24 protein-coding genes are annotated in these 24,250 nt (G+C 67.2%); 16 read left to right on the plus strand and 8 right to left on the minus strand.

Annotated elements, in window-relative coordinates; genetic code table 11:
- Nucleotides 1-54: 54 nt before the first annotated feature.
- From lepA to recO, 6 genes are read left to right on the plus strand one after another with little or no spacing between them, the layout of a single operon-like run.
- Nucleotides 55-1,848, plus strand: coding sequence for a translation elongation factor 4 (gene lepA / locus VPH47_RS05315; protein WP_049463329.1), 1,794 nt, complete (start codon nt 55-57; stop codon nt 1,846-1,848).
- Between the two features lie 54 nt (nt 1,849-1,902).
- Nucleotides 1,903-2,697, plus strand: a complete 795-nt coding sequence (lepB, locus tag VPH47_RS05320; RefSeq protein WP_014038087.1) for a signal peptidase I — start codon at nt 1,903-1,905, stop codon at nt 2,695-2,697.
- 52 nt (nt 2,698-2,749) lie between these two features.
- Nucleotides 2,750-3,133, plus strand: a complete 384-nt coding sequence (locus VPH47_RS05325; RefSeq protein WP_110713127.1) for a DUF4845 domain-containing protein — start codon at nt 2,750-2,752, stop codon at nt 3,131-3,133.
- Nucleotides 3,123-3,803, plus strand: a complete 681-nt coding sequence (rnc, locus tag VPH47_RS05330; RefSeq protein WP_088026761.1) for a ribonuclease III — start codon at nt 3,123-3,125, stop codon at nt 3,801-3,803. Before VPH47_RS05325 ends, rnc begins: the two co-directional genes overlap by 11 nt.
- The gene (gene era, locus VPH47_RS05335) at nt 3,800-4,696 is read left to right on the plus strand and encodes a GTPase Era (RefSeq protein WP_093999747.1); all 897 of its coding nucleotides are present in this window, start codon (nt 3,800-3,802) and stop codon (nt 4,694-4,696) included. Before rnc ends, era begins: the two co-directional genes overlap by 4 nt.
- Nucleotides 4,697-4,714: 18 nt before the next feature.
- Entirely contained in the window at nt 4,715-5,434 is a 720-nt protein-coding gene (recO, locus tag VPH47_RS05340; protein WP_110713126.1) for a DNA repair protein RecO, read from the plus strand.
- Between the two features lie 534 nt (nt 5,435-5,968).
- Here recO and VPH47_RS05345 read toward each other — a convergent pair.
- Nucleotides 5,969-6,697 carry a response regulator gene (locus VPH47_RS05345; RefSeq protein ID WP_110714364.1) on the minus strand — a complete coding sequence of 243 codons (729 nt, stop codon included), beginning with the start codon at nt 6,695-6,697 and terminating at the stop codon, nt 5,969-5,971.
- A gap of 127 nt (nt 6,698-6,824) precedes the next feature.
- On the opposite strand from VPH47_RS05345, the gene rlmD reads away from it, so the two are divergent.
- From rlmD to VPH47_RS05390, 9 genes are all read left to right on the plus strand, one after another.
- Nucleotides 6,825-8,159 carry a 23S rRNA (uracil(1939)-C(5))-methyltransferase RlmD gene (rlmD, locus tag VPH47_RS05350; RefSeq protein WP_368850276.1) on the plus strand — a complete coding sequence of 445 codons (1,335 nt, stop codon included), beginning with the start codon at nt 6,825-6,827 and terminating at the stop codon, nt 8,157-8,159.
- A gap of 34 nt (nt 8,160-8,193) precedes the next feature.
- A complete protein-coding gene (locus VPH47_RS05355; RefSeq protein WP_368850277.1) occupies nt 8,194-8,679 on the plus strand; it encodes a CYTH domain-containing protein in 486 nt (161 codons plus the stop codon).
- Nucleotides 8,680-8,792: 113 nt separating this feature from the next.
- The gene (locus tag VPH47_RS05360; RefSeq protein ID WP_153855769.1) at nt 8,793-9,488 is read left to right on the plus strand and encodes a DsbA family oxidoreductase; all 696 of its coding nucleotides are present in this window, start codon (nt 8,793-8,795) and stop codon (nt 9,486-9,488) included.
- Between the two features lie 162 nt (nt 9,489-9,650).
- Nucleotides 9,651-10,658: a beta-N-acetylhexosaminidase gene (gene nagZ, locus VPH47_RS05365; RefSeq protein WP_110713120.1), complete on the plus strand. Its 1,008-nt coding sequence runs from the start codon at nt 9,651-9,653 to the stop codon at nt 10,656-10,658.
- Complete coding sequence (locus tag VPH47_RS05370; RefSeq protein ID WP_005410592.1) at nt 10,658-11,212, plus strand: hypoxanthine-guanine phosphoribosyltransferase; 555 nt, start codon at nt 10,658-10,660, stop codon at nt 11,210-11,212. Before nagZ ends, VPH47_RS05370 begins: the two co-directional genes overlap by 1 nt.
- Before the next feature lie 82 nt (nt 11,213-11,294).
- Complete coding sequence (locus VPH47_RS05375; RefSeq protein WP_005410591.1) at nt 11,295-12,041, plus strand: S-methyl-5'-thioinosine phosphorylase; 747 nt, start codon at nt 11,295-11,297, stop codon at nt 12,039-12,041.
- 88 nt (nt 12,042-12,129) lie between these two features.
- Nucleotides 12,130-12,336, plus strand: coding sequence for a cold-shock protein (locus VPH47_RS05380; RefSeq protein ID WP_005410590.1), 207 nt, complete (start codon nt 12,130-12,132; stop codon nt 12,334-12,336).
- Between the two features lie 102 nt (nt 12,337-12,438).
- Nucleotides 12,439-13,707, plus strand: coding sequence for an FAD-dependent oxidoreductase (locus VPH47_RS05385; protein ID WP_368850278.1), 1,269 nt, complete (start codon nt 12,439-12,441; stop codon nt 13,705-13,707).
- 180 nt (nt 13,708-13,887) lie between these two features.
- Nucleotides 13,888-14,157 (plus strand): hypothetical protein, encoded by a 270-nt coding sequence (locus VPH47_RS05390; protein ID WP_110713117.1) that lies wholly within the window; start codon nt 13,888-13,890, stop codon nt 14,155-14,157.
- Between the two features lies 1 nt (nt 14,158).
- On the opposite strand, the gene pdeM is transcribed toward VPH47_RS05390, so the two are convergent.
- The 4 genes from pdeM to VPH47_RS05410 are packed head-to-tail and all read right to left on the minus strand — an operon-like array spanning nt 14,159 to nt 19,848.
- On the minus strand, nt 14,159-14,800 hold the full coding sequence (gene pdeM / locus VPH47_RS05395; protein ID WP_153855772.1) for a ligase-associated DNA damage response endonuclease PdeM: 642 nt from the start codon (nt 14,798-14,800) through the stop codon (nt 14,159-14,161).
- Complete coding sequence (locus tag VPH47_RS05400; protein ID WP_368850279.1) at nt 14,790-17,249, minus strand: ligase-associated DNA damage response DEXH box helicase; 2,460 nt, start codon at nt 17,247-17,249, stop codon at nt 14,790-14,792. The genes pdeM and VPH47_RS05400 overlap by 11 nt, the downstream gene beginning before the upstream one ends.
- Nucleotides 17,246-18,853, minus strand: coding sequence for an ATP-dependent DNA ligase (locus tag VPH47_RS05405; RefSeq protein ID WP_368850280.1), 1,608 nt, complete (start codon nt 18,851-18,853; stop codon nt 17,246-17,248). The genes VPH47_RS05400 and VPH47_RS05405 overlap by 4 nt, the downstream gene beginning before the upstream one ends.
- On the minus strand, nt 18,850-19,848 hold the full coding sequence (locus tag VPH47_RS05410; RefSeq protein ID WP_368850281.1) for a ligase-associated DNA damage response exonuclease: 999 nt from the start codon (nt 19,846-19,848) through the stop codon (nt 18,850-18,852). Before VPH47_RS05410 ends, VPH47_RS05405 begins: the two co-directional genes overlap by 4 nt.
- 113 nt (nt 19,849-19,961) lie before the next feature.
- Here VPH47_RS05410 and VPH47_RS05415 point away from each other — a divergent pair, with 113 nt between their 5' ends.
- Nucleotides 19,962-21,599, plus strand: a complete 1,638-nt coding sequence (locus VPH47_RS05415) for an acyl-CoA dehydrogenase family protein (RefSeq protein WP_368850282.1) — start codon at nt 19,962-19,964, stop codon at nt 21,597-21,599.
- 289 nt (nt 21,600-21,888) lie between these two features.
- Here the strand turns inward: VPH47_RS05415 and VPH47_RS05420 are convergent, their stop codons facing one another.
- From VPH47_RS05420 to VPH47_RS05430, 3 genes are all read right to left on the minus strand, one after another.
- Nucleotides 21,889-22,299, minus strand: a complete 411-nt coding sequence (locus VPH47_RS05420) for a hypothetical protein (RefSeq protein WP_153855777.1) — start codon at nt 22,297-22,299, stop codon at nt 21,889-21,891.
- 157 nt (nt 22,300-22,456) lie between these two features.
- Complete coding sequence (locus VPH47_RS05425) at nt 22,457-22,798, minus strand: hypothetical protein (RefSeq protein ID WP_004153024.1); 342 nt, start codon at nt 22,796-22,798, stop codon at nt 22,457-22,459.
- A 124-nt stretch (nt 22,799-22,922) separates the two neighbouring features.
- Complete coding sequence (locus VPH47_RS05430) at nt 22,923-24,098, minus strand: thiolase family protein (protein WP_197612705.1); 1,176 nt, start codon at nt 24,096-24,098, stop codon at nt 22,923-22,925.
- Nucleotides 24,099-24,250 lie beyond the last annotated feature (152 nt).

Raw genomic sequence — 24,250 nt, forward strand, 5'->3', positions numbered from 1 at the left:
CGACCGTTACCCTGACTACGCCGCGCGCCGCCGCCACCTATGTCTTCTGATTCGATGCGGAACATCCGCAACTTCTCCATCATCGCCCATGTCGACCACGGCAAGTCCACGCTGGCCGACCGCATCATCCAGCTCTGTGGTGGCCTGCAGGCCCGCGAGATGGAAGCGCAGGTGCTCGACTCCAACCCGATCGAGCGCGAGCGTGGCATCACGATCAAGGCGCAGTCGGTGTCGCTGCCGTACCTGGCCAAGGACGGGCAGACCTACCACCTGAACTTCATCGACACCCCCGGCCACGTCGACTTCTCCTATGAAGTCAGCCGCTCGCTGGCCGCCTGCGAAGGCGCGCTGCTGGTGGTCGATGCCGCCCAGGGCGTGGAAGCGCAGTCGGTGGCCAACTGCTACACCGCCGTGGAGCAGGGCCTGGAAGTGGTGCCGGTGATCAACAAGATCGACCTGCCGACCGCGGACATCGAGCGCGCCAAGGCCGAGATCGAGGCCGTGATCGGCATCGATGCCTCCGACGCCGTGCCGGTCAGCGCCAAGACCGGGCTGAACGTGCAGGACGTGCTGGAAGCGATCGTGCATCGCATCCCGCCGCCGAAGCCGCGCGACACCGAGAAGCTGCAGGCGCTGATCATCGACTCCTGGTTCGACAACTACCTGGGCGTGGTCTCGCTGGTACGCGTGATGCAGGGCGAGATCAAGGCCGGCGACAAGCTGCAGGTGATGTCCACCGGCCGCAACCACCAGGTCGACAACGTCGGTGTGTTCACCCCGAAGCGCAAGGTGCTGCCGGCGCTGAAGGCTGGCGAAGTGGGCTGGGTCACCGCCAGCATCAAGGACGTGCACGGTGCGCCGGTCGGCGACACCCTGACCCTGGCCGGCGACCCGGCGCCGAAGCCGCTGCCGGGTTTCCAGGAAATGCAGCCGCGCGTGTTCGCCGGCCTGTTCCCGGTTGACGCCGAGGACTACCCGGACCTGCGCGAAGCGCTGGACAAGCTGCGCCTGAACGATGCCGCGCTGCGTTTCGAGCCGGAAAGCTCCGAAGCGATGGGCTTCGGCTTCCGCTGCGGCTTCCTCGGCATGCTGCACATGGAAATCGTGCAGGAGCGCCTGGAGCGCGAATACAACCTGGACCTGATCAGCACCGCGCCGACGGTGGTGTATGAAGTCCTGAAGACCGATGGCTCGATCATCAACATGGACAACCCGGCCAAGCTGCCGCCGGTGAACCAGGTCGAGGAGATCCGCGAGCCGATCATCCGTGCCAACGTACTCACCCCCGAGGAGTACATCGGCAACATCATCAAGCTGTGCGAAGAGAAGCGCGGCAGCCAGATCGGCATCAACTACCTGGGCAGCCAGGTGCAGATCAGCTACGAGCTGCCGATGGCGGAAGTGGTGCTGGACTTCTTCGACAAGCTGAAGTCGGTCAGCCGCGGCTATGCCTCGCTGGACTACCACTTCGTGCGCTTCGACGCGGGCCCGTTCGTGCGCGTGGACGTGCTGATCAACGGCGACAAGGTCGATGCGCTGTCGCTGATCGTGCACCGCAGCCATGCCGACCGCCGCGGCCGTGAGCTGTGCGAGAAGATGAAGGACCTGATCCCGCGGCAGATGTTCGACGTGGCCATCCAGGCCGCCGTCGGCTCGCAGATCATCGCCCGTACCACGGTCAAGGCCATGCGCAAGAACGTGCTGGCCAAGTGCTATGGTGGCGACGTTTCGCGCAAGAAGAAGCTTCTGGAAAAGCAGAAGGAAGGCAAGAAGCGCATGAAGCAGGTCGGACGCGTGGAGATTCCGCAGGAAGCGTTCCTGGCCGTCCTGCAGATGGACAACAAGTAAGCCCGCACCGGCCCCGCGGGGCCGGTCGTCTGGTGACGTTGCAAAGGACCCTGAATGAAACTGTTTGAGATCCTCCTGGTCGTGCTGACCCTGGCCTCGGGCCTGATCCTGCTCGCGGACAAGCTGTATCTCGCCAAGCGTCGCGCCCAGCGCGCGGGCCTGCTCGATTCCGAGCCGGTGCTGGTGGATTACTCGCGTGCGTTCTTCCCGGTGCTGGCGATCGTGCTGATCGTGCGCAGTTTCATCGCCGAGCCGTACAAGATCCCGTCCAGCTCGATGATGCCGAACCTGCTGATCGGCGATTTCATCCTGGTCAACAAGTTCTCCTACGGCCTGCGCCTGCCGATCAGCAACACCAAGATCGTGCCGTTCGGCGAACCGTCGCGTGGCGACGTGGTGGTGTTCCACTTCCCCGGCCACAGCGACAACGACCCGGCCAAGGGCGAGAACTTCATCAAGCGCGTGATCGGCGTGCCGGGTGACACCGTGGTCTTCGAAGGCGACGGCGTGATCCTCAACGGTGAGCCGCTGAAGTACGACAACAAGGGTATCTACGCCGGCCACAAGGGCCAGGGCGAGGGCGCCAACCTGCTGGTCGAGCACCTGCCGGGCCGTACCCACACCGTGCTGGAGACCGATTACCCGCGTGGCCAGGGGCAATGGACCGTGCCGGCCGGCAAGTACCTGGTGATGGGCGACAACCGCGACAACAGCGACGATGGCCGTTTCTGGGGCCTGCTGCCGGAAGAGAACCTGCGCGGCAAGGCGTTCCTGATCTGGCTGAACTGCCAGGGCTGGTTCTGCAAGGATGGCTTCGAGCCGTCGCGGATCGGTTCGAGCATCAACTGATCGGGCATCAACTGGGCACTTTCACATCCAACGCGTATCTGGGGAGAACGCAATGAAGACGATGAACACGCAGCGCGGCATGACCCTGACCTCGTTCCTGACGGTCCTGATCGTGGTCGGGTTCTTCCTCTACATCGGCATGAAGCTGTTCCCGATGTACCAGGAGTACTACGCCGTGCGCTCGGCGATGAAGAGCCTGGCCAACGAGCCGGGCGTTGGCAGCATGGAGCCTTCACGGATCCAGGATCTGTTCTTCAAGCGCCTGTACATCAACTACTCGGAAAACGTGAAGCCGGCCAACGTGAAGTTCGATCGTCGCGACAATGGCTGGACCCTCAAGGTCAACTACGAAGTGCGTCGCCCGCTGATCGGCAACCTCGATGTGGTTGGCAAATTCGATTCTTCCCAGGACCTGACACGAAGCGGTGCCCAGTAAATTCATCCAACGTGGCGACCTGATCGGTCATCCTTTCCGCGATCCGGCCCTGCTCAAGCAGGCGCTGACCCATCGCAGTGCCGGCGCGCCGCACAACGAGCGCCTGGAGTTCCTCGGCGACAGCATCGTCAACATGATGGCGGCCGAGGCGTTGTACCGGCGCTGGCCCAAGGCTGACGAAGGGGCGATGACCCGTGCCCGTGCCGAGCTGGTGCGTGAAGGCGCGCTGGCGGTGATCGGGCGCACCCTGGAACTGGGCGAGCGGCTGACCCTGGGCCCGGGCGAAATGAAGTCCGGCGGTCATCGTCGCGACTCGATCCTGGCCGACGCGGTGGAAGCCGTGGTGGCCGCGATCTACCTGGATGCCGGCTTCGAGGCCTGCCGGGCGGTGGTACTGCCCTGGTTCAGCGCTTCAATCGAGGCACTGCCGGCCTCCGGCCGGCCCGAGAAGGACCCCAAGACCCGCCTGCAGGAATGGCTGCAGGCCCGACAGAAGGCGTTGCCGCAGTATGAACTGGTGTCAGAATCCGGTGACGACCATGCCAAACACTTCCGGGTACGCTGCATCGTAGCCGACCCGGCCGCCAGCACCGAGGGCGAAGGCGCCTCGCGGCGGCTTGCCGAACAACAGGCGGCTGCGGCCGTCCTAGAACAACTGGATTCCAAGTGAGCGAACAAACTCCCCATCATTGCGGCAGCGTGGCCGTCATCGGCCGCCCGAACGTGGGCAAGTCGACCCTGACCAATGCCCTGGTCGGCGCCAAGGTCAGCATCGTCTCCAACCGCCCGCAGACCACGCGCCATCGCCTGCTGGGCATCGCTACCTACCCGGAAGGCCAGCTGGTGCTGGTCGACACCCCGGGCCTGCACAAGGTGCAGAAGCGGGCGATGAACCGGGTGATGAACCGCGCCGCGCGCGGCTCGCTGGAAGGCGTCGATGCCGGCCTGCTGGTGATCGAAGCCGGGCGCTGGGACGAAGAGGACAGCCTGGCCTTCAACGTGCTGCGCGACGCCGGCATCCCGGTGGTGCTGGTGGTCAACAAGATCGATCGCCTGAAGGAAAAGGGCGCGTTGCTGCCGTTCCTGCAGCAGGTGACCGAAGGCCGCGATTTCGCCGCCGTGCACCCGATCTCGGCGCAGAAGCGCAACGGCCTGGAAGCGCTGGTGCGCGACGTGCTCAAGCTGCTGCCGGAAGCCCCGCCGATGTTCGGCGAGGACGAGATCACCGACCGCAGCCAGCGTTTCCTGGCCGGTGAACTGGTGCGCGAGCAGCTGATGCGCCAGCTCGGCGAGGAACTGCCGTACGCCACCACGGTGGAGATCGAGCGCTTCACCGAGGACGGCAACCTGCTGCGCATCGGTGCGGTGATCTGGGTCGAGCGCGAAGGCCAGAAGGCGATCGTGATCGGCAAGGGCGGCACCCGCCTGAAGGAAATCGGGGCCAAGTCGCGCCTGCAGATGGAGCGTCTGTTCGGCGCCAAGGTGTTCCTCGAGACCTGGGTGCGCGTGCGTGAAGGCTGGTCCGACGACGAGGCCGCACTGAAGGCCTTCGGTTACGAGTAACCCGGAACGGTCGCTTCGATGCTGATCGAGGACGACACCGGCTTCGTGCTGCATGCACGGGCCTATCGCGAGACCAGCCTGCTGGTCGAAGTGTTGAGCGCGCAGCATGGCCGTATCGGCCTGCTCGCGCGTGGCGTGTCCACTGCCAAGGGCCAGGTGCTGCGCGCCGCCCTGCAACCGCTGCAGTGGATCCGCTTCAGTGCCCAGCAACGTGGCGAGCTTGCCCAGCTGCGCGGCGCCGAGGCACTGGACGCGGCCCCGCGCCTGGTCGGCCAGGCGATGCTGGCCGGCTTCTACCTGAGTGAGCTGACCCTGCGCCTGGCCCCGCGCCAGGACCCGCTGCCGGAGCTTTACCTGGCCTACGGCGAGGCACGCGCGCGGCTGGGAGTGGGGGCGGGTCTGGCCTGGACCCTGCGCCGGTTTGAACGCGAGCTGCTGTCCGCGCTGGGCCTGGGTTTCGATCTGGACAGCGCCAGCGACGGCCAGCCGATCGATCCGGCGGCGCGCTACGAACTGGATCCGCAGGAAGGCGCGCAACGCCTGCTCAGCGAGCGTGGTGGCGAACGCCGGGCAGCCGCGACGGGTTCTGCGCTGCTGGCGCTGGCCGCCGACGAAGAGCCCGATGCCGCCGACCTGGCCAGCCTGCGCCTGCCGATGCGGCGGGTGTTGGCCCATCACCTGGGGCCGCGCGGCCTGAAGTCCTGGGAAATGCTCGAGCAGCTCGCGCCCCGCAGGTAGGGAGGGCTTCGGCAGGGCTTGCAGCCCTGCACGTGCCGAATCAACGTCAACGGCAGAAGCTGGCTGTCCGTGGGTGGGCGGGGTGGGTCCGGTTGCGGGAGTCGCCGTAAACCCGTCCCTGGGGGCTTGGCCGCGGCATCCATGCCGCGGACACTCCCGCAACCGGACCCACCCCGCCTTCGACAGTTTTCCGCGAGCTGTCGGAACGACATGGGGTCGGATCCGTTTTCCGAAGGAAAACGGATCCGACCCCAGTTTGAATTTCGATATCTGACAGAAATTCATCCACGCATGGCGTGGATCTACCAGCCGTCACCGGGAATCTGTCGGGGGTGGGGCGATGTGGGTTGGCAGGACCGTTGGCGCCATGGATGGCGCCATCGAGCCCCCATGGACGGGTTTACGGCGTGTCCTGCCCACCCACACCGCCCTGCCCAACAAGCAGAAAGCCAGAGCCGATCTGGCTCTGGCCTTTGGTGTTGCTCTGGCTTGAAAGCCTCTGCAGGTGCAGGGCGCAGCCCTGCCGAACACCCCTCAATGCAGCAGGGCAGCCACCGCGTCGCGGAACCCCGCCTGGGCCTGCCCGGACTCCGGCGCATGATGCAACTGGCGCACCGCACGGGCCAAACGTGCCGCGCCCACGAAGCCGCAGCTTGCCTGCAACCGGTGCAATTGGCTGCGCAGCTGGCGCTCGTCGTGCTGGTCCACCGCCTGCTCGACCGCATCGCGTACGCCCGGCAGCTCGGCCAGGAACAGCTCGCGCAGGGCGATCAGGTGATTGCGCTGACCGTTGAGCGCGGCCAATGCCGCAGTCTCGTCCCAGTCCTGCACCTGCAGCTCGACCGCCGCTGGCGCCTGTGCCATGACGATCCCCGCCGGGCTGTTGACCAGCGCGCGGCGCACGGCCTTCAGCAGCTGGTCGCGGCCGAGGGGTTTGACCAGGGTGTCGCTGAACCCGGCTTCGCGCAGCCGGGCATGAATGGAGGTGTCGCCGTCGGCGGTATGCGCCAACGCGGGAGTATCGGGGTGTGAACGGCGCAGTTGGCGCAGCAGCTGCGCGCCATTGCCGTCGGGTAGGTTGACGTCGATCAGCCACAGGTCATGCGCGCCGGGCTCCGCGCTCGCCAGCGCACTGGCCAGGGAATCTGCGGTATCCACGTCCGCCGGTAACGTTTCCAACGCCGCCTTGAAAAAACCGCGGCTGATGATGTCGTCCTCGACAAGCAGGAAGCGAGGCCGGCTGGCCCGCGGGGTCATCTGCATCAGGGCTGCCTCCATGTCAGCTGGCCCAATCATCAAGCACAGCGGCGGCGGGCGCAAGCGGGTCCCGATCCTGCCAGTCAGGATCTGCGACAATACGCCCCCATTTTTGCCCGCAGCCTGTTGCCACGTGGCCCGATCCCGCTCCCGCATCGACCGTACCCCGTTCCAGACCGAGATCCTCGACCTCAGCCATGATGGTCGCGGCGTCGCCCGCCGTGAAGGTGAAGGCGGCAAGGTCACCTTCATCAGCGGCGCCCTGCCGGGTGAGGTGGTCATGGCAGAACAGACCGCCCGCAGTCGACATTTCGACGAGGCACGCACGGTGGAGGTGCTGCAGGCCTCGCCGCAGCGCGTGACTCCGAAGTGTCCGCACTTCGGTACCTGCGCTGGCTGCGTGCTGCAGCACCTGGACGAAGACCAGCAGATTGTCGCCAAGCAGCGCGTGCTGATGGACAACCTGGAGCGGATCGGCCACGTGAAGCCGGGCACCGTGCTGGCGCCGCTGGTCGGCGAGAGCTGGGGTTACCGCCGCAAGGGCCGCTTCTCGGTGCGCCGGGTCGAGAAGAAGGACAAGACCCTGGTCGGCTTCCGTGAACAGGATCCGCGCTTCGTCGCCGACCTCAGCCAGTGCCTGACCGTGATCCCCGAGATCGGCACCAAGGTCGAGGCGCTGTCCACCTTCATCGAGTCGCTCGATGGCAAGCGTGACATTCCGCAGATCGAATTCATTGCCGGTGACCAGGCCGTGGTCCTGACCGTGCGCCATCTGCAGCCGCTGAGTGATGCCGACCGTGCGGCCTGGGCCGATTTCGGCCAACAGCATGGCTTCGTGATCTACCTGCAGTCCGGTGGCGTGGACACCGTGCAGCCGCTGGACGGGCAGGGCGTGCCGCTGTCGTTCCGGCTGGCGCCGTGGGACGTCGAGCTGGCGTTCCGCCCGCTGGACTTCATCCAGGTCAACGCCAAGCTCAACGAGAAGATGATTGCCCACGCCCTGGACCTGCTTGAGCCGGGTGAGGACGAGCGTGTGCTGGATCTGTTCTGCGGCCTGGGCAATTTCACCCTGCCGCTGGCCCGCCGTGTGCGCGAAGTGGTCGGCGTGGAAGGTGATGCCGGCCTTGTCGCGCGTGCCCGTGAGAATGCCGAGCGCAATGGTCTGGTCAATGCCCAGTTCTTCAGTGCCGACCTGACCCAGGACCAGCGCAGCACCGCGTGGATGCGCCAGGGCTTCGACAAGCTGCTGCTGGACCCGCCGCGCTCGGGCGCGATCGAGGTGCTGCAGCAGCTGCCGCTGAAGCAGTTCAAGCGCATCGTCTATGTCAGCTGCCACCCGGGCTCGCTGGCGCGCGATGCCGGCTATCTGGTCAATGAGCAGGGCTTCACCCTGGTCAGCACCGGTGCGATGGACATGTTCCCGCACACCGCGCACGTGGAAAGCATCGCGGTGTTCGAGAAGCGCTGAGCGTCTGTCGTCACCCATGGCGCATAATCGCGCCATGGGCATTGAAATCGAACGCAAATTCCTGGTCATCAACGATGGCTGGCGATCCGCTGCGCACCGGGTGATCCCGATGGCGCAGGGCTACATCAACGACATGGGCGCGCTGGATCGCGGCACCCAGAACGCCTCGGTGCGCGTGCGTATCGACGGCGACCATGCGGCGCTGAACCTGAAGTCGCGCACCATCGGCCACACCCGGCAGGAATTCGATTACCCGATTCCGGTGGAGGACGCGCGCGCGCTGCTGGCGCTGTGCGTGGGTGGCCTGATCGACAAGCGCCGCCATCTGGTCGAGCACGCCGGCCTGACCTGGGAAGTGGACGAGTTCCTCGGCGACAACGCCGGCCTGATCGTGGCCGAAGTCGAACTGGACAGCGCCGACCAGGCGATCGACCTGCCAGACTGGGCCGGCGCGGAAGTCACCGACGACGCCCGCTACTACAACGTCGCCTTGGCCAGTCACCCCTATTCACAGTGGTGAAATTCCAAAAAGGGGACGGAGGGGATTAAGTCGTCTTTACCCCGCCTGTGCTGAAAACGACTTAATCCCCTCCGTCCCCTTTTATCCTGGGGGAGGGGCCCCATGTCGTGTGGATGAGAATCGACATCTACTCCGACGTGGTCTGCCCCTGGTGCTGGATCGGCAAGCATCGTTTCCAGCAGGGTGTGCAGTTGCTGGGCGCCAATGCGCCTGAACTCGATATCCACTGGCAGCCGTTCCAGCTGGACCCGGACGCGGACGACACCCCGGTGCCGCTGCGCGAGGCTTATGTGCGCAAGTTCGGTGGCGTCGAGCGCACCGAACAGATCCTCGGCCAGACCCAGACCACGGCGCGTGCGGAAGGCCTGCCGATGGACTTCAGCCGGGGCCAGGTGCGGGTGACCACGCTGCCGGCGCACCGGGTGCTGTGGCTGGCCGGCCAGCACGGCGTGCAGGACGCGGTCGGGGAGGCGCTGTTCCGCGCCCACTTCGAGCTTGGTCAGAACCTGGCGGACAGCGCGGTGCTGATCAAGGCGGGCGTGACGGGGGGGCTCGACGCAGGCGAAATCACCCAGATGCTGGCCTCCGACCGCGGCCTGGCCGAGGTTGAAGCGAAGCTGGCGCAGGCCCACGCATTGGGCGTTTCTTCGGTGCCGACCTTCGTCATCGATGGGAAGTGGGCCATTTCCGGGGCGCAGCCCCCCGAGGCCTTCGCCAACGCCCTGCGCCAGATCGCGGCCGAACAGGGTGCCCCGGCAGCTTCGGCTGACGGAGACGAGGCCTGCGGCCCGGACGGCTGCAAGGTCTGATCGCACCCGAAAAGGGGACGGAGGGGATTAAGCCGCAATCGGCCCCGTGGGCTGGATACGTCTTAATCCCCTCCGTCCCCATTTTCTGACCACTGCGCCTGTCGGCCGGTTCTGCGACAATGCGGCACTGCGCCATGCGGGCGCGCGTTGTGGAGATCGACCATGCTGCTGATCGGCGTTGCCGGCACTGAACTGACTGCCCAGGAACGTGACTGGCTGCAGCACGATGCCGTGGCCGGGGTGGTGCTGTTCAAGCGCAACTTCGCTTCGCGCCAGCAGGTAACCGATCTGAGCGCGGCGATCCGCGCCGCCGCGCCGCGCCCGCAGCTGATCTGCGTGGACCAGGAAGGCGGTCGCGTGCAGCGTTTCCGCGAGGGCTACAGCGAGCTGCCGCCGCTGCAGGACATCGGGGCGATGTACGCCACCGACCCACAGCAGGCGCTGACGCTGGCCGAGCAGCACGCCTGGCTGATGGCCAGCGAAGTGCGCGCCAGTGGCCTGGACCTGAGCTTCGCGCCGGTGGTCGACCTTGGCCGTGGCAACCGCGCCATCGGCAACCGCGCCTTCAGTGAAGACCCGCAGGTGGTGGCCGCGTTCACCGCCGCCTACGTGCGCGGCATGCATGCGGTCGGCATGGCCGCCACGCTCAAGCATTTCCCCGGCCATGGCACCGTGCTGGAAGATACCCACGTGGATACCGCGATCGACCCGCGTGCGCTGGACGAGCTGCGCGCGCAGGACCTGGTCCCGTTCCAGGCCGGCATCGCCGCCGGTGCCGACGCGGTGATGATGGCGCACGTGATCTATCCGCAGGTGGCACCGGAACCGGCCGGCTATTCACCGCGCTGGATCCAGGACATCCTGCGCGGCGAGCTCGGGTTCCGCGGCGTGGTGTTCTCCGATGACATCGGCATGGCCGCCTCGCACAGTGCGGGCGGTGTGCCGGCGCGCGTGCACGCGCATCTGGATGCCGGCTGCGACGTGGTGCTGGTCTGCCACCCGGAACTGGTCGATGAAGCCCTGCACGCGGTGCAGGGGCGCTCCCTCAATACTGCTGCGCTGCTGGGCCTGCTTGGCCGCGGCGCACTCGGCTGGGATGGCCTGCTGGCCGATGCCCGCCATGGCGACACCCAATCCCATTTGCTTGAAACCCTTGGAAGAACCGTCTGATGCCCAACCTCACCATTTCCCAGGCCCTGGCCCAGGCTGACCTGCTGGTCGACCGCCCCACCATCGACAAGGCCATCGCTGGTATCGCCGACGCCATCGCGCGCGATTACAAGGGCGAGGTGCCGCTGTTCCTGTCCATCATGCACGGTGCACTGCCGTTCGCCGGCCAGCTGGCGCTGGAGCTGGGCGCGCGCGGCCAGGACGTGCAGTTCGATTACCTGCACGCCACCCGCTACCGCGGTGAAACCACCGGCGGCGACCTGGTCTGGAAGCACAAGCCGGCCACCTCGCTGTTCGGCCGCCGCGTGCTGCTGGTCGACGATATCCTCGACGAGGGATACACCCTGCAGGGCGTGCGCACCTGGTGCCTGGAACAAGGCGCGACCGACGTGCGCATCGCCGCGATGACGGTGAAGAAGCATGACCGCGCGCTGCCGGACGTGACGGCCGACTACGCCGGCATCGAACTGCCGGACCGTTACGTGTTCGGCTTCGGCATGGACGTCAACGAAACCCTGCGCTGCGTGCCGGCCATCTACGCGATGAAGGAATAACGGCGAAGCCGTCCGCGGCGCGTCTTCCTCTGCCGCCGGCATCCTCGGGTGCCGGCGTTCGTCTTTTCATGGAGTGCTTCGAATGCAACAGATTGCCCTGGCCGTGATCGGCGGTACCGGTGTCTACAACCTGGCCAAGCTTGACGACGTGCAGACCCACGAAGTCGACACCCGCTTCGGCCGTCCGTCCGGCCCGGTGCGCGTGGGCACGCTGCTCGGCCATCGCGTGGCGTTCCTGGCGCGGCATGGCGAAGGCCATTCGCTGCCGCCGCACAAGATCAACTACCGCGCCAACCTGGCCGCGCTGCAGCAACTGGGCGCGCAGCGGGTGCTGGCGTTGAACACGGTGGGTGGCATCACCGAGAACTTCGGTCCGCGCGTGCTGGCCTGCCCGGACCAGATCATCGACTACACCTGGGGCCGCATCAGCACGATCTGTGAAGAAGAAGGCACCGACGTGGTCCACGTCGATTTCGGCCATCCGTACACGCCGATGCTGCGCAGCAAGATCCTGGCGGCAGCCAAAGTGACCGGTGTCACGGTCCATGACGGTGGCTGCTATGGCGCAACGCAGGGGCCGCGCCTGGAAACCATCGCCGAAATCGCCCGCATGCGCCGCGACGGTTGCGATCTGGTGGGCATGACCGGCATGCCGGAAGCCGCGCTGGCGCGGGAGCTGGGGCTGGATTACGCCTGCCTGGCGATCATTGCCAACTGGGCCGCCGGCTGCGGTGATGGCGAGGAGATTACGATGGCCGAAGTGCTGGCCAACGTGCAGGCGGCAAGCAACGGACTTCCGGAACTGGTGGGCGAATTGGCGCGGGGGTGATTGTCTTCCCCGAGCAAGCTTTGCATACTCAGCTTGTGCGCGGGTTCAGCGTACACCACCCATTCATTGCATAAGGTCTCGCATCACCATGCCGAACGGTACCGTCAAGTGGTTCAACGACGCCAAGGGATTTGGCTTCATCTCGCCGGAGGATGGCAGCGCCGACGTGTTCGCGCACTTCTCCGCCATCAACTCCAAGGGCTTCCGCAGCCTGCAGGAAGGCCAGCGTGTCACCTATGACGTGACCCAGGGCCCGAAGGGTGCCCAGGCTTCGAACATCACGCCGGCCGAGTGATCCACTCGACAGTGCGTTGAAAACCCCGCTCCGGCGGGGTTTTTTTTGCGCGGATTGCCCGCGGCCCGTTCGCGATCCGCCCGCGTCGGGCACAATGCGGCCATGACGGAACGACTGCGCATCGCCGTGATCGGCTACGGCACCGCTGGCCAGGCAGTGGCCATCCTGCTCACCCGTGACGGCCACGAGGTGGAGATCTTCGAACGCGTGCCCACGCCGGGGCCGGTGGGCGCCGGCTTTCTGCTGCAGCCCAGCGGCCTGCAGGTGCTGTGGCAGATGGGACTGCTTGATTCCGTGCGCGCGCATGCCGCGCCGGTGCATCGCCTGTATGGCGATACGCCGTGCGAGCGCGCGGTGATGGACATGCGCTACGACGGCCTGGATGCGCGTCTTCACGGCCTTGGCATGCAGCGTGGCGCGTTGTTCTCGCTGCTGGACGAGGCGCGCGCAGGCGAGGGCCAGCTGCATGCCGGTACCACCATTACCGAGGTGGATGCCGAACACGGCCGTCTGCGCGACAGCGATGGGCGCACGCATGGCCCGTTCGACCTGGTGGTGGCCGCCGATGGCGCCGCATCGACGCTGCGCGGCACCATCGCCGGTGGTGCCGGGCTGGACCGTGTGTATCCCTGGGGGGCGCTGTGGTGCCTGCTGCCGGCCGAGGACTGGCCGCACGTGCAGGAGCTGCGGCAGCGTTACGTGGCCGCGCGCAAGATGATCGGGCTGCTGCCCGTCGGCACGCGCCCCGGTGATGACACGCCGCGCCTGAGTTTCTTCTGGAGCCTGCCACGTTCCGACTTCGAGCGTTGGCAGAGCGATGGCATGCCAGCCTGGTTGGAGGAGCTGCACGCGCTGTGGCCGCAGGCCGCTGCACGCTTCGCCCATCTGCGCGACCCCGGCCAGATGGCGCGCGCGATCTATCGCGACGCAGTGATGACGCGTTGGCATCAGGGCCGCATGGTACTGGCCGGTGATGCCGCGCATGCGATGAGCCCGCAGCTGGGGCAGGGGGTGAACATGGCGCTGTTGGATGCGCTGGCGCTGCGCGATGCGGTGCGCACCTATGGCGGCAGCACGGTCGCGCTGCAGGTCTACCAGGCGCAGCGACGCGCGCATGTGGCGGTCTATCAGCGCTGGAGCCGCTGGCTGACGCCGTTGTTCCAGTCCGATCGTGATGCATGGGCGAAGGCACGTGATGTACTGCTCGGGCCGATGGGGCGCCTGCCGGGTGGTCGTGGCCACATGCTGCGCGTGCTCAGTGGCACGCAGCACGGCTGGTTCGGCTCGCTGGCACTGGATCCGGCCTTCATCGACGCGTTGGCGACGACCGCCGAACCGACCCGCATCATCACCGCAACTGCCGGTGCGTGAAGCTCGCCGTCACGTGAATTAACGGTTGCCTCACTGCGGATATGCGAGAAGAGGGGAGCACGCGACAGCCGCGTCGCCCGTTTTCCTTTCCGTGATCAACATCGCGCGTGGCCCGGGTGGCGCCGCCGTTGCGGCCTGCTGCGGCCCGGATGAGCCGCTGAAGTTGAAGAGGAGGACGCCATGTTGTTCGCGGTCGAGGAGCTGGAATCGGAAATCTGCAAGCTGCGCGGTCTGCTGCAGATGCTGCACGAGGACCAGCCCGACGTACTGGAGGACGTATTCGAATTCCATGTCGGCAGCCTGATCAGTCATGCATCGCCCGAGCATCACGCACGCATCCGGGCCTGTGCGCAGGAAATGCTGGTGGCCATCCAGGCCCTGCCGCGGCGGCGTGACGATGACTCGCCCGACTTCCGCCTGATGCCGGTGCTGGGCGTCCGCCCGGCCTGATTCAACGCACGGGCAGTTCCACCAGGCCCCCCTCCACACACGCGATCATCCGCTCGCCGTGGGCAGGTGCAGGCACGATTCCAGCGGTGAACGTGGAGAACGCCGGCAGGATCATCGTGCGCTCGCGCAACCAGAATGCAGGGAAGCGTCGCCGCAACGGTGGCAAGGCGATCTGCGGATGCAGATGACCTGCGATCACGTGCAATGCCGCATCGGGCATCGGCTCATGGCGAAGCAGGAACGGCGGCAGTCGTACCTCATCGTGGATCTGTACCTGCAGCTGCGCATGCGGTAGCTGCCGGTCGTGATTGCCGCGCAGCACATGCACATCCAACGTGGCATTGCGTTCGCGCCATGCCAGCCACTGCTGGTACCACGCGGCGCGATGGACCGGCCCATGCAGGATGTCGCCCAGGATCCAGAGTTCGCGAGAGGTGTGCGCATCCAGCAGTGACTGCAGGCGCTGCAGGTCGCCGCGGGTGCCGCCACCGGGCAGCGCGATGCCGGAACGGCGGAACACATCGGCCTTGCCCAGGTGCAGGTCAGCGATCAGCAGTGCCTGCCGTGCGGGCCAGTACAGCGCACGCGAGCCAAGCAGCGTCAGCGGCTCGCTGGCCAGCAGCAGCGGCAGTTCATCGGCCATGGCGGCGTTCCAGCTGTAGTGCGGCGCGCTGCACGCGGGTGCGCCAGTCTTCGTTGCTGAACTGCCCGCGCAGCCGCTCTGCCCACAGTGGAAAGCCCAGCGGCGTGAGCGATGCAGGGCGCTGCACCGACAGCGACTGCGTGCCGATCCGTTCCAGTACCTGCTGCAGTCCGGGAAGGTCCAGGTTGTCGTGCAGGGCCTCGTGCTCGGCCAACGCCAGCAGCAGATGGTCGCGATCATGCTCGCGCAGTACGTCGTACAGCAGGCCGGCCGAGGCCTGCAGCTGGCGCAGCGAACGCGGCATGCCACCGGGCAGGCTCGGAACCAGCAGCCCGGCGACGCGAGCGATGCCTCGGAACTGGCGTCGCGCCAGCTCGCCCAGGTTCACCGCCGCACGCAGATCGTCGAGCAGTTGATCAGCAGTGAACAGCCCCCGCCACTGCTGCGCCTCCAGATCGACCGTCTGCGCCGGGGCCAGCACCAGGCCGTGGTCGTTCACTGCATAGCCGATGCTGTTGCGCTGCCGGCGCGTGAGCCGCAGCGCCAGCAGCGCGGCCAGTGCCTCGTGAACGTGGCGGCCGGCAAACGGATAGACGAACAGGAACTGGCCGTCGCGGCGCCGCACGTCTTCCACCAGCAGATGGTCCGGCCCGGGGCGTGCGGACACCTGTTCCTGCAGAGCCAACAGCGGAGCCAGCCAGCGTGATTCCGCGCTGTCGTCGGCACCGGACAGGACCCACTCCAGTTCGCGGCCGAGCGCCGTTGACAACGGCAGCTGGCCGCCCTGCCAGCGCGGCACGACGCCGTTGCCGCGTCCACGCGCCAGTCGCACGAAGGCGGTCATGTCACGCAGCTGCACCAGTTCCAGCAGGCGCCCGGCAAACTGGAAGCGATCACCACGGCGCAGTCGGCTGGCGAACTGCTCCTCGACTGCGCCGAGCCCGCCACCGCGCAGGAACTGCACGCGCACGCTGCCATCGCTGCTGATGGTGCCGATCGACAGCCGATGTCGCAGCGCCTGGCGACGGTCGTGCATGCGGTACCGGCCATCGGCATCACGCACGACCTTGTGGAAATCGGGGTACTGGGCCAGGGCCTCGCCGCCCTGCACGATGAACGTGAGCACGGCCTGCCATTGGTCTTCGCCGAGCGACGTGAAGGCATGGGTACGCCGTACCTGCGCCAGCAGCGCATCGCTGTCGAAGCCACCGGCCAGCGCGCGGCTGACCGCATGCTGGGCCAGCACATCCAGTGACAGCGTCGGCGGCCTGCGCGCTTCGACCACGCCTTCGGCCAATGCACGGCGCACCGCGGCGTACTCGGCCAGCTCCAGTGCATGGCTGGGCACGCACAGGATGGAACCGCTGGCACCCGGGCGGTGACGCGCACGTCCCGCGCGTTGGCGCAGGCGCGCCACGCCCTTCGGGCTGCCCAGCTGCAGCACCTGTTCAACCTCGGGGAAGTCCACGCCGAGGTCGAGGCTGGAGGTGGCAACCACGCAGCGCAACGCCCCCGCGCGCAGGCCGTCTTCCACCTGCTGGCGCAGCGCCGGATCCAGCGAGCCGTGATGCAGCGCCAGCGTAGCCGGGTCTTCCGGCCAGACCGCCGCCAGTGCCTGGTGCCACAACTCGGCCTGTGCTCGCGTATTGGTGAACAGCAGGCTGCTGCGCGCCTGCATCAGTTCTTCCAGCACGCGTGGCAGCTGCGCCAGGCCGAGATGCCCGGCCCATGGGAAACGTTGGCCGGGGGCCGGCAGCAGGCTGCGCACGCTGATTGCGCGCGGGCGTACGCCCTGCATGATCGGCGCATCCGGTTGCCCGGGTAGCAGCACGTCGCGCGCCTCCTGCAGATTGCCCAGCGTGGCCGACAGCCCCCACAACTGCAATGCAGGTGCAGCATCGCGCAACACCGCAAGATTCAACTGCAGCAGGACGCCGCGCTTGTTGCCCAACAACTCGTGCCACTCGTCCACCACCACGCAACGCAGCTGGCGCATGCGCGGCAGCGTATCCGGATAGCTCAGCAGCAGCGCCAGTGATTCCGGCGTCGTGACCAGTACGTCGATGCGCCCCTCGCGCGCCTGTCGTCGTTCGCGGTTGCTGGCATCACCACTGCGCAGGCCGACACGCCAGCCCAGTCCCAGCCCGTCGATCACCGCCTGCAGTGCGCGCGCGGTGTCGCTGGCCAACGCGCGCAGGGGCGTCACCCACAGCACCTGCAGCGGGCGTACCGCGCTGGCGCGGCGGGATGAGGGCGGTGGGGCGATCATGGCCTGCAGCAGCGGGCCGCCGAACATGGCCAGTGTCTTGCCGCTGCCGGTCGGTGTGTGCAGCAACCCGGAGCCGCCGGCGAGATAGTGCCGCCACATCGCGCGCTGGAACGGCAGTGAGCGCCAGCCTTTCGACGCGAACCAGTCTTCCAGCCGGCGCAGTGCCTGGCTGCGGTTCATCGCGCCAGCGCCTGCAGGGTGGCCAGCTGGTCGGCCTCGCTGGCCGGCTTGTCGTGGCGCCAGCGCAGGATGCGTGGAAAGCGCACGGCGATGCCGGACTTGTGTCGGCTGCTGCGATTGACCGCCTCGAAGCCCAGTTCGAAGACCTGTTCGGCGCGTACGCTGCGCACCGGACCGAAGCGCTCGCGGGTGTTGGCGCGGATCCAGCGATCAAGCGCGAGGATCTCCTTGTCGTCGAGGCCCGAGTAGGCCTTGGCCACCGGTACCAGCGTGTCGCCGTCCCAGACGCCGAAGGTGTAGTCGGTATACAGGGTGCTGCGTCGCCCATGGCCGGCCTGTGCATACAAGAGCACCGCATCGATCGTGAGCGGATCGACCTTCCATTTCCACCAGTCACCGCGGCGTCGCCCGGCCTGGTAGGGCGAGGCGCGCCGTTTCAGCATCAGTCCTTCCACACCGCGTTCGCGTGCTGCGTCGCGCATCGCCGCCGCCTGCAGCCAGTCGTCGGCGGCAACGTCGGGTGACAGCTGGATCCGCGCATCATCCAGGGCGCCGATGACCGCGGCGAGCCGTACACGCCGTTCCCGCAACGGACGCTCGCGCAGGTCCACGCCATCGAGTTCAAGCAGGTCATAGGCGAGCACGCGCACCGGCGTGTTGCGCAGGGTGGCCGCACCAGGCTTGCGGCGCTGGATGCGGGTCTGCAGCGCGGTGAAGGCGCGCGGCAGCTCGGTGCTCTCGTCCCAGGCCAGCAATTCGCCGTCCAGCACGCAGCCCTCCGGCAGCGCCATCGCTGCCTGCTCGATTTCGGGGAAGCGGCCATCCAGCCGTTCCTCGCCGCGTGACCACAGCGCGACTTCGCCATGCCGACGCAGCAGCTGCAGGCGGATGCCATCCCATTTCCATTCCAGAAGCCAGTCATCGATCGGGCCGAGGCGTTCGGCAGGGCCGCCTTCCAGGGGGGAGGCGAGGAAGAACGGGTAGGGCTGCTGGCGGTCGGATGGCAGCTCGTCCGGTGACAGCAGCTGAGCCAGCAGCCCGGGCGAGGGTACCCACTCGCCGAGCATGCGCTGGGCGATGCGTGCGATGTCCAGGCCGGACCATTCGGCCAGTGCCTGCTGCACCAGTCGCTGCGAGACGCCAACGCGCAGGGCGCCGGTCAGCAGCTTGTTGAACACCAGGCGTTCGCTGCTGCACAGCTGCTGCCAGCCGGTGACTATCGCCGCGTGGCGTACTGCTTCGGGTTGGTTGGCCACGGCCAGCAGATGCTGTTCGATCCAATCAGCCAACGGGCGGTCGGCGGCCGGCTGGGATGGATCGTCCAGCAGCAGGGTCAGCGTTTCGGCCAGGTCGCCCACCTGCGCATAGCTGTCTTCCACCAACCACGGGGGCAAGCCGGATTCTTCGGCAATCCAGGCGCGCAGTTCGCCGCTGGCAGCGATCCTGCGGCGTGCGCCGCCCACCTTGCCACCGCTGAGCAGGTACAGCGCCCATGCAGCGTCGTGCGCGCGCGCCTGGCGGAAGTAGTCGACCAGTGCGGCACGCTTGTCCAGCGTGGCGGTGCTGCGGTCCAAGCGCTGGTAGAGCGCTGCGAAGGCCTTCATTCCTCGCTCCCGAAATCGGTACGGAAGGCTTCGGCCGCCACGCCGCGCTCACGCAGGAAGGGAATCAACGCATCGGTATTGCCATGGGTGGCGATCACCCGCTGCGCACCGGTCTGTTCAATGGTCTGCAGCAGCGCAGGCCAATCGGCGTGATCGGAAATGACGAAGCCACGATCGACGTTGCGGCGACGCCGGTTGCCGCGCAGCTGCATCCAGCCCGAGGCAAAGCCCAGCTGGTGGCGGCCGAAGCGGCGCATCCACGGTGTGCCGGCGGCCGAGGGTGGTGCGAGGATCAGCTGGCCGGCGGCATCGGGCTGACGGCCCTGTTCGGCGACGGTGAGCGTCTCCAGCATCGGCACGCCGGCCTGCCGGTAGACCGCGACGCCATTGGCGATGGCGCCGTGCAGCCACGCCGGGCGATCATCCAGCGGCAGCAGCTCGGCCAGCACCCGCTGCGCCTTGCCCAGTGCGTAGCACAGCAGGATCGCGGCCTCGCCGCGTTGTTCGCACTCGCTGCGCCACGCCACGATCTCCGCAGCGACCGCCGGGGTGTCCGGCCAGCGGTAGATCGGCAGGGCGAAGGTGGCTTCGGTGATGAAGGTATCGCAGGGCACTACTTCAAATGGCGCACAGGTTGGATCAGGCTGGCGCTTGTAGTCGCCGGAGGCCACCCAGACCTGCCGCCCGTCGTCGATGCGCACCTGCGAAGAGCCGAGGACGTGACCGGCCGGATGCAGGGATACCTGCACCTGGCCCAGGCGGAACGGTACGCCCTCCGCATGCGCCTGCAACGGCACATCGCCAAGACGCCAGCGCAGGATCGGCAGGCTGCCGTCGCTGCAGTGGTATTCGCCCATGCCTGGGCGCGCGTGATCGCCATGACCATGGGTGATGACCGCGCGCGCTACCGGTCGCCAGGGATCGATGTGGAAATCGCCGGCGGCGCAGTACAGCCCTTCCGGGCGCAGCACCACCAGATCGTCGTTGACTGCCATGCGATCACTGTGGCCTGCCGCTCGTGCACGGGGTGAGAACCGGCCTGAACGCGGGCTTGGCAGGCGATGCGGCACAATCGAACCGCACACCTCTTGCCGCCAGGATGGACCGGATGAGTGGACCCAGCTTCAGCAGCAGCGCGCCCTATGAAACCCACGTGGTGCTCAACCAGCCGCCGCCGTTTGCCGGCCACCAGCTGTGGACCGACGACGTGGCGTTGATGGACGCCGTGCAACGCGAAGGGGCCGCCAGCTTCGCGCCACGGCTGGCGGTGTACGGCGCGCTGGCCGGTGATGAGCTGTACCGGATCGGCTTCGACGCCAACCGTGATCGCCCGCGCCTGCGCACGCATGACGCGCAGGGCCATCGCATCGATACGGTGGAGTTCCATCCGGCCTATCACCAGTTGATGGGAACGGCGAAATCGCACGGTGTCGCTGGATTGTCCTGGCACGAGCCGCAGCCCGGCGCACACGTCGCGCGTGCGGCGCTGAGCTACCTGCACCACCAGGCGGAGGCCGGTACCAGCTGCCCATTGACCATGACCCATGCCGCGGTGGCGGTGCTGCAGTCTCAACCGCATCTCGCAGCGTGGACACGCAAGGCCGCCGCACCGGTCTATGACCCGCGCGATGTACCGGTGGCGGACAAGGCCGGCATCACCCTGGGTATGGGCATGACCGAAAAGCAGGGCGGTTCCGATGTGCGGGCCAACAGCACGCGTGCCGAACCGATCGATGGCGAACGCTATCGGCTGGTCGGCCACAAGTGGTTTTTCTCCGCACCGATGTGCGACGGCTTCCTGGTGTTGGCACAAGCGCCGGGAGGCCTGACCTGCCTGTTGATGCCGCGCCGGCTGGCCGATGGTGACCGCAATGCGTTCCGGCTGATGCGGCTGAAGGACAAGCTCGGCGATTGGGCCAACGCCTCCAGCGAGGTCGAGTTCTGCGGCGCGCAGGCATGGCGCGTAGGCGAAGAGGGGCGCGGCGTGGCCACCATCATCGGCATGGTGATGATGACCCGCCTGGACTGCATGCTGGGTGCAGCGGCGGAAATGCGCATGGCATTGGCGCAGGCACTGCACCATGCACGCCATCGCCGCACCTTCGGCAAGCTGCTGGTCGAACACCCGTTGATGACCAACGTGCTCGCCGACCTGGCGCTGGAGTCGGAGGCGGCCACGGTGCTGTCGATGCGCATCGCACGCGCGGTGGATCATGCCGGTGTGGACGCCAACGAAGCTGCGTTGGCACGGGTGGGGACGGCGCTCGGGAAGTACTGGCTGTGCAAGCGTGCGCCGGCATTCGTCAATGAAGCGCAGGAATGCCTGGGTGGGGCGGGCTACGTGGAGGAGTCGATGCTGCCGCGGCTGTACCGGCAGGCACCGTTGAATTCGATCTGGGAGGGCAGCGGCAACATCCAGTGCCTGGACGTGCTGCGCGCGCTGGCCCGTGAGCCGGAAGCGCTGGCGGTGCTGCGCGATGAGCTGGCGGCGGTGGCTGACCGTGATGCGCGCTACGCAGCGGCATTGCAGCGCTGGGCATCGGCGCCGCCACCGGAAGAATCGCAGGCGCGGCTGTTCTGCGAGCGTACTGCGCTGCTGCTGCAGGCGGCAGTGCTGCTGCGTGCGCGCAGCCCGATGGCGGAGGCGTTCGTGCGTAGCCGGCTGGAAGGGGAGCACGGCCTGGCGTTCGGGACGCTGCCGGCGGGGTTGGAGCTGACGGCGATGCTGGCGCGCGCGCTGCCGTAGGAGGCGGCGAACGGCGGAGCCCCTCGTGGTGGGCGGCGCGGAGTCTGCGTCGTGAGCGGGCCGCGCGGGTGGGTTGCGCAGGGGGCGCTGCAAGTACGTCCATGTAAGCTCGATCGCCGCATCCATGCGGCTCACGCCCCTGCGCAACCCACCCGCGCGGCCGCGGACAATTTCCGTGGGCGCACACCACGGAATCAACAGAAAAGGCGAAAAGCGAAAAGCAGAAAAGCCGCGGCAGTGCCGCGGCTTTTCCTGTAGCGCCGAGGCCATGCTCGGCTGCCGGTAGGGCTTAGTGCTTGGCTTCTTCCTTGGCGGCGGTCGCCTTGGCGTCATTGGCGACATCGCGGGCCTTGTCGGCGACCTTCTGTGCGGCGTTGGCGGTGGCGTCGCTGGCATGTGCGGCGGCGTCGGTTGCCGCGTCCTTGGCCTTGTCGGCAGCGTTGGCAGTGGCGTCTGCAGCCTTGTCCAGCGCCTGCTGGGTATCGGCAGCGGCCTGCTCGGAGGCGGCAGCGGTCTTGTCGGCGGCGTCGCGGGTGGCTTCGGCGGCCTTGTCCACGGCGTCACGGGCGGCAGCGCCAGCGCTGTCGGCGGCCTGCTGCGCGTCCTGCTTGGCCTGTTCGGCTTCCGGGCCCTTGCAGGCGGCTAGGGCCAGCAGCAGGGAGGCGGCCAGCAGGGTGGTGGTGATCGGACGAATCTTCATGGCGGTCTCCGGTACTGCAATGGATGGGGACGCCAGCCTATTCATGCCGTTGTGAAGACGGGGTCGCGATGCAGCGACTCAGTCGCGCGCATTCGACAAAAGAAAAAGCCGCTGGCGAACCAGCGGCTTTTCCAGAACAGCGTGAAGAAAGAAGTTATTACTTCTTGGCTTCTTCAGCAGCGTCCTTGGCCTTCTCAGCGGTGCCTTCAGCAGCCTTGGCAGCGTCAGCAGCGGCGCCGGCAGCGGCGTCGGTGGCAGCAGCGCCAGCCTGGGCAGCAGCGTCAACCGAAGCGTCAGCAGCGGTGGCGGCGGTGTCAGCGGCCTGCTGGGCAGCGTCGGCGGTCTGGGCGCCAGCAGCGGCGGCCTGGTCGGCAGCAGCCTGGGCTTCGGTGGCGGCTTCGTTGGCCGAAGCAGCGGCGTCCTGGGCAGCTTCCTGCTTCGAGCAGGCGGCCAGGGCCAGAGCCAGGGACATCGCGACCAGCAGCTTGTTGATGCTCATTGTGTAAATCCTCGTCGTTAGAATTAGGCAACGCGCATGCTGCGCGCCGACAACATGATGACAAGCCAAGATTGGGTGTCAAGCGATCCCGCATTCATTTTTGCGAAACCATCGTTAAATCTTTTTAAATCAATTCGATGGCGATTGCGGTTGCTTCGCCGCCACCGATGCACAGGGTGGCAATGCCGCGCTTGCCACCGCGCGTGCGCAGGGCGTTGACCAGGGTCACCACCAGACGTGCACCGGAGGCGCCGATCGGATGGCCCAGTGCGCAGGCACCGCCATTCACGTTGAGCTTGTCATGCGGAATGCCCAGTTCGCGCATCGGCGCCATCGCCACCACGGCGAAGGCTTCGTTGATTTCGAACAGGTCGACCTGGTCCAGCGACCAGCCGGTCTTCTCCAGCAACGTGTGCAGTGCGCCGATCGGCGCGGTGGTGAACCACTCCGGTTCCTGCGAATGGGTGGCATGGCCGACGATGCGCGCCAGCGGGGTGATGCCGCGTGCGGCCGCATCTTCCTCGGTCAGCAGGACCACTGCGGCGGCGCCGTCGGAGATACTGGAGGAACTGGCGGCGGTGACGCTGCCGTCCTTCTTGAAGGCCGGGCGCAGGGTCGGGATCTTGGCAATGTCCGAGCGGCCGGGCTGCTCGTCGGTGGTGACTTCGACCTCACCCTTGCGGGTGGCGACCTTCACCGCGACGATTTCATCGGCGAATGCACCGTTGGCCTGCGCGGCCTGGGCACGCTTGACCGATTCGATGGCGTAGGCGTCCTGCTCTTCGCGGCTGAACTGGTACTTGTCCACGGCGCACTCGGCGAATTCGCCCATGGCCTTGCCGTCGTAGGCGTTGACCAGGCCGTCGTGGGCCATGTGGTCGACCGCCTGGAAGTTGCCGAAGCGGTTGCCGGTACGCGAGTTCGGCAGCATGTGCGGGGCGTTGGACATCGATTCCATGCCGCCGGCGACCACGATGCGGGCCGAACCGGCCTTGATCAGGTCATGGCCAAGCATGATGGTCTTCATGCCCGAGCCGCACACCTTGTTCAGCGTGGTGGCACCGGTTGACAGCGGGATGCCGGCGGCGATCGCCGCCTGGCGGGCCGGCGCCTGGCCGAGGTTGGCCGGCAGCACGCAGCCCATCAGTACTTCAGAAACGTCGCTGGCCGGGACGCCCGACTGCTCCAGGGCGGCGGCGATGGCGGCCGCGCCGAGGGTGGGGGTCGGCACGCCGTTGAACTGACCGAGGAAGGAGCCGATGGCGGTGCGCTTGGCGGCGGCGATGACGATGTTGGACATGGCAATCTCGTTGATGCGTAAGCAATGTTCGGAAAGGAGACCAGGGGCCGTTGGATGCGCCCCGGTTTCCCGGCAGACTGCGTGGGGGTCGGCCCAAGTATAGAGGGTCGGGGAGGGCCGCCGCTGGGCGCGGCCGCGCACCTGCCGGGATG

The sequence above is a fragment of the Stenotrophomonas sp. WED208 genome (assembly GCF_040984485.1).
Lineage (GTDB): Bacteria > Pseudomonadota > Gammaproteobacteria > Xanthomonadales > Xanthomonadaceae > Stenotrophomonas > Stenotrophomonas riyadhensis.

What these genes read in the sequence shown, in the direction of transcription:
- VPH47_RS05410 (WP_368850281.1), bottom strand. Translation starts at nt 19,848, where the DNA reads ATGGCAGTCAACGACGATCTGGTGGTGCTGCGCCCGGAAGGGCTGTAC.
- VPH47_RS05390 (WP_110713117.1), top strand. Translation starts at nt 13,888, where the DNA reads ATGTTGTTCGCGGTCGAGGAGCTGGAATCGGAAATCTGCAAGCTGCGC.
- VPH47_RS05405 (WP_368850280.1), bottom strand. Translation starts at nt 18,853, where the DNA reads ATGAAGGCCTTCGCAGCGCTCTACCAGCGCTTGGACCGCAGCACCGCC.
- VPH47_RS05360 (WP_153855769.1), top strand. Translation starts at nt 8,793, where the DNA reads ATGAGAATCGACATCTACTCCGACGTGGTCTGCCCCTGGTGCTGGATC.
- VPH47_RS05345 (WP_110714364.1), bottom strand. Translation starts at nt 6,697, where the DNA reads ATGCAGATGACCCCGCGGGCCAGCCGGCCTCGCTTCCTGCTTGTCGAG.
- VPH47_RS05325 (WP_110713127.1), top strand. Translation starts at nt 2,750, where the DNA reads ATGAAGACGATGAACACGCAGCGCGGCATGACCCTGACCTCGTTCCTG.
- VPH47_RS05380 (WP_005410590.1), top strand. Translation starts at nt 12,130, where the DNA reads ATGCCGAACGGTACCGTCAAGTGGTTCAACGACGCCAAGGGATTTGGC.
- pdeM (WP_153855772.1), bottom strand. Translation starts at nt 14,800, where the DNA reads ATGGCCGATGAACTGCCGCTGCTGCTGGCCAGCGAGCCGCTGACGCTG.
- lepA (WP_049463329.1), top strand. Translation starts at nt 55, where the DNA reads ATGCGGAACATCCGCAACTTCTCCATCATCGCCCATGTCGACCACGGC.
- VPH47_RS05400 (WP_368850279.1), bottom strand. Translation starts at nt 17,249, where the DNA reads ATGAACCGCAGCCAGGCACTGCGCCGGCTGGAAGACTGGTTCGCGTCG.
- VPH47_RS05415 (WP_368850282.1), top strand. Translation starts at nt 19,962, where the DNA reads ATGAGTGGACCCAGCTTCAGCAGCAGCGCGCCCTATGAAACCCACGTG.
- VPH47_RS05355 (WP_368850277.1), top strand. Translation starts at nt 8,194, where the DNA reads ATGGGCATTGAAATCGAACGCAAATTCCTGGTCATCAACGATGGCTGG.
- lepB (WP_014038087.1), top strand. Translation starts at nt 1,903, where the DNA reads ATGAAACTGTTTGAGATCCTCCTGGTCGTGCTGACCCTGGCCTCGGGC.
- VPH47_RS05385 (WP_368850278.1), top strand. Translation starts at nt 12,439, where the DNA reads ATGACGGAACGACTGCGCATCGCCGTGATCGGCTACGGCACCGCTGGC.
- VPH47_RS05375 (WP_005410591.1), top strand. Translation starts at nt 11,295, where the DNA reads ATGCAACAGATTGCCCTGGCCGTGATCGGCGGTACCGGTGTCTACAAC.
- VPH47_RS05370 (WP_005410592.1), top strand. Translation starts at nt 10,658, where the DNA reads ATGCCCAACCTCACCATTTCCCAGGCCCTGGCCCAGGCTGACCTGCTG.
- VPH47_RS05425 (WP_004153024.1), bottom strand. Translation starts at nt 22,798, where the DNA reads ATGAGCATCAACAAGCTGCTGGTCGCGATGTCCCTGGCTCTGGCCCTG.
- nagZ (WP_110713120.1), top strand. Translation starts at nt 9,651, where the DNA reads ATGCTGCTGATCGGCGTTGCCGGCACTGAACTGACTGCCCAGGAACGT.
- VPH47_RS05420 (WP_153855777.1), bottom strand. Translation starts at nt 22,299, where the DNA reads ATGAAGATTCGTCCGATCACCACCACCCTGCTGGCCGCCTCCCTGCTG.
- recO (WP_110713126.1), top strand. Translation starts at nt 4,715, where the DNA reads ATGCTGATCGAGGACGACACCGGCTTCGTGCTGCATGCACGGGCCTAT.
- VPH47_RS05430 (WP_197612705.1), bottom strand. Translation starts at nt 24,098, where the DNA reads ATGTCCAACATCGTCATCGCCGCCGCCAAGCGCACCGCCATCGGCTCC.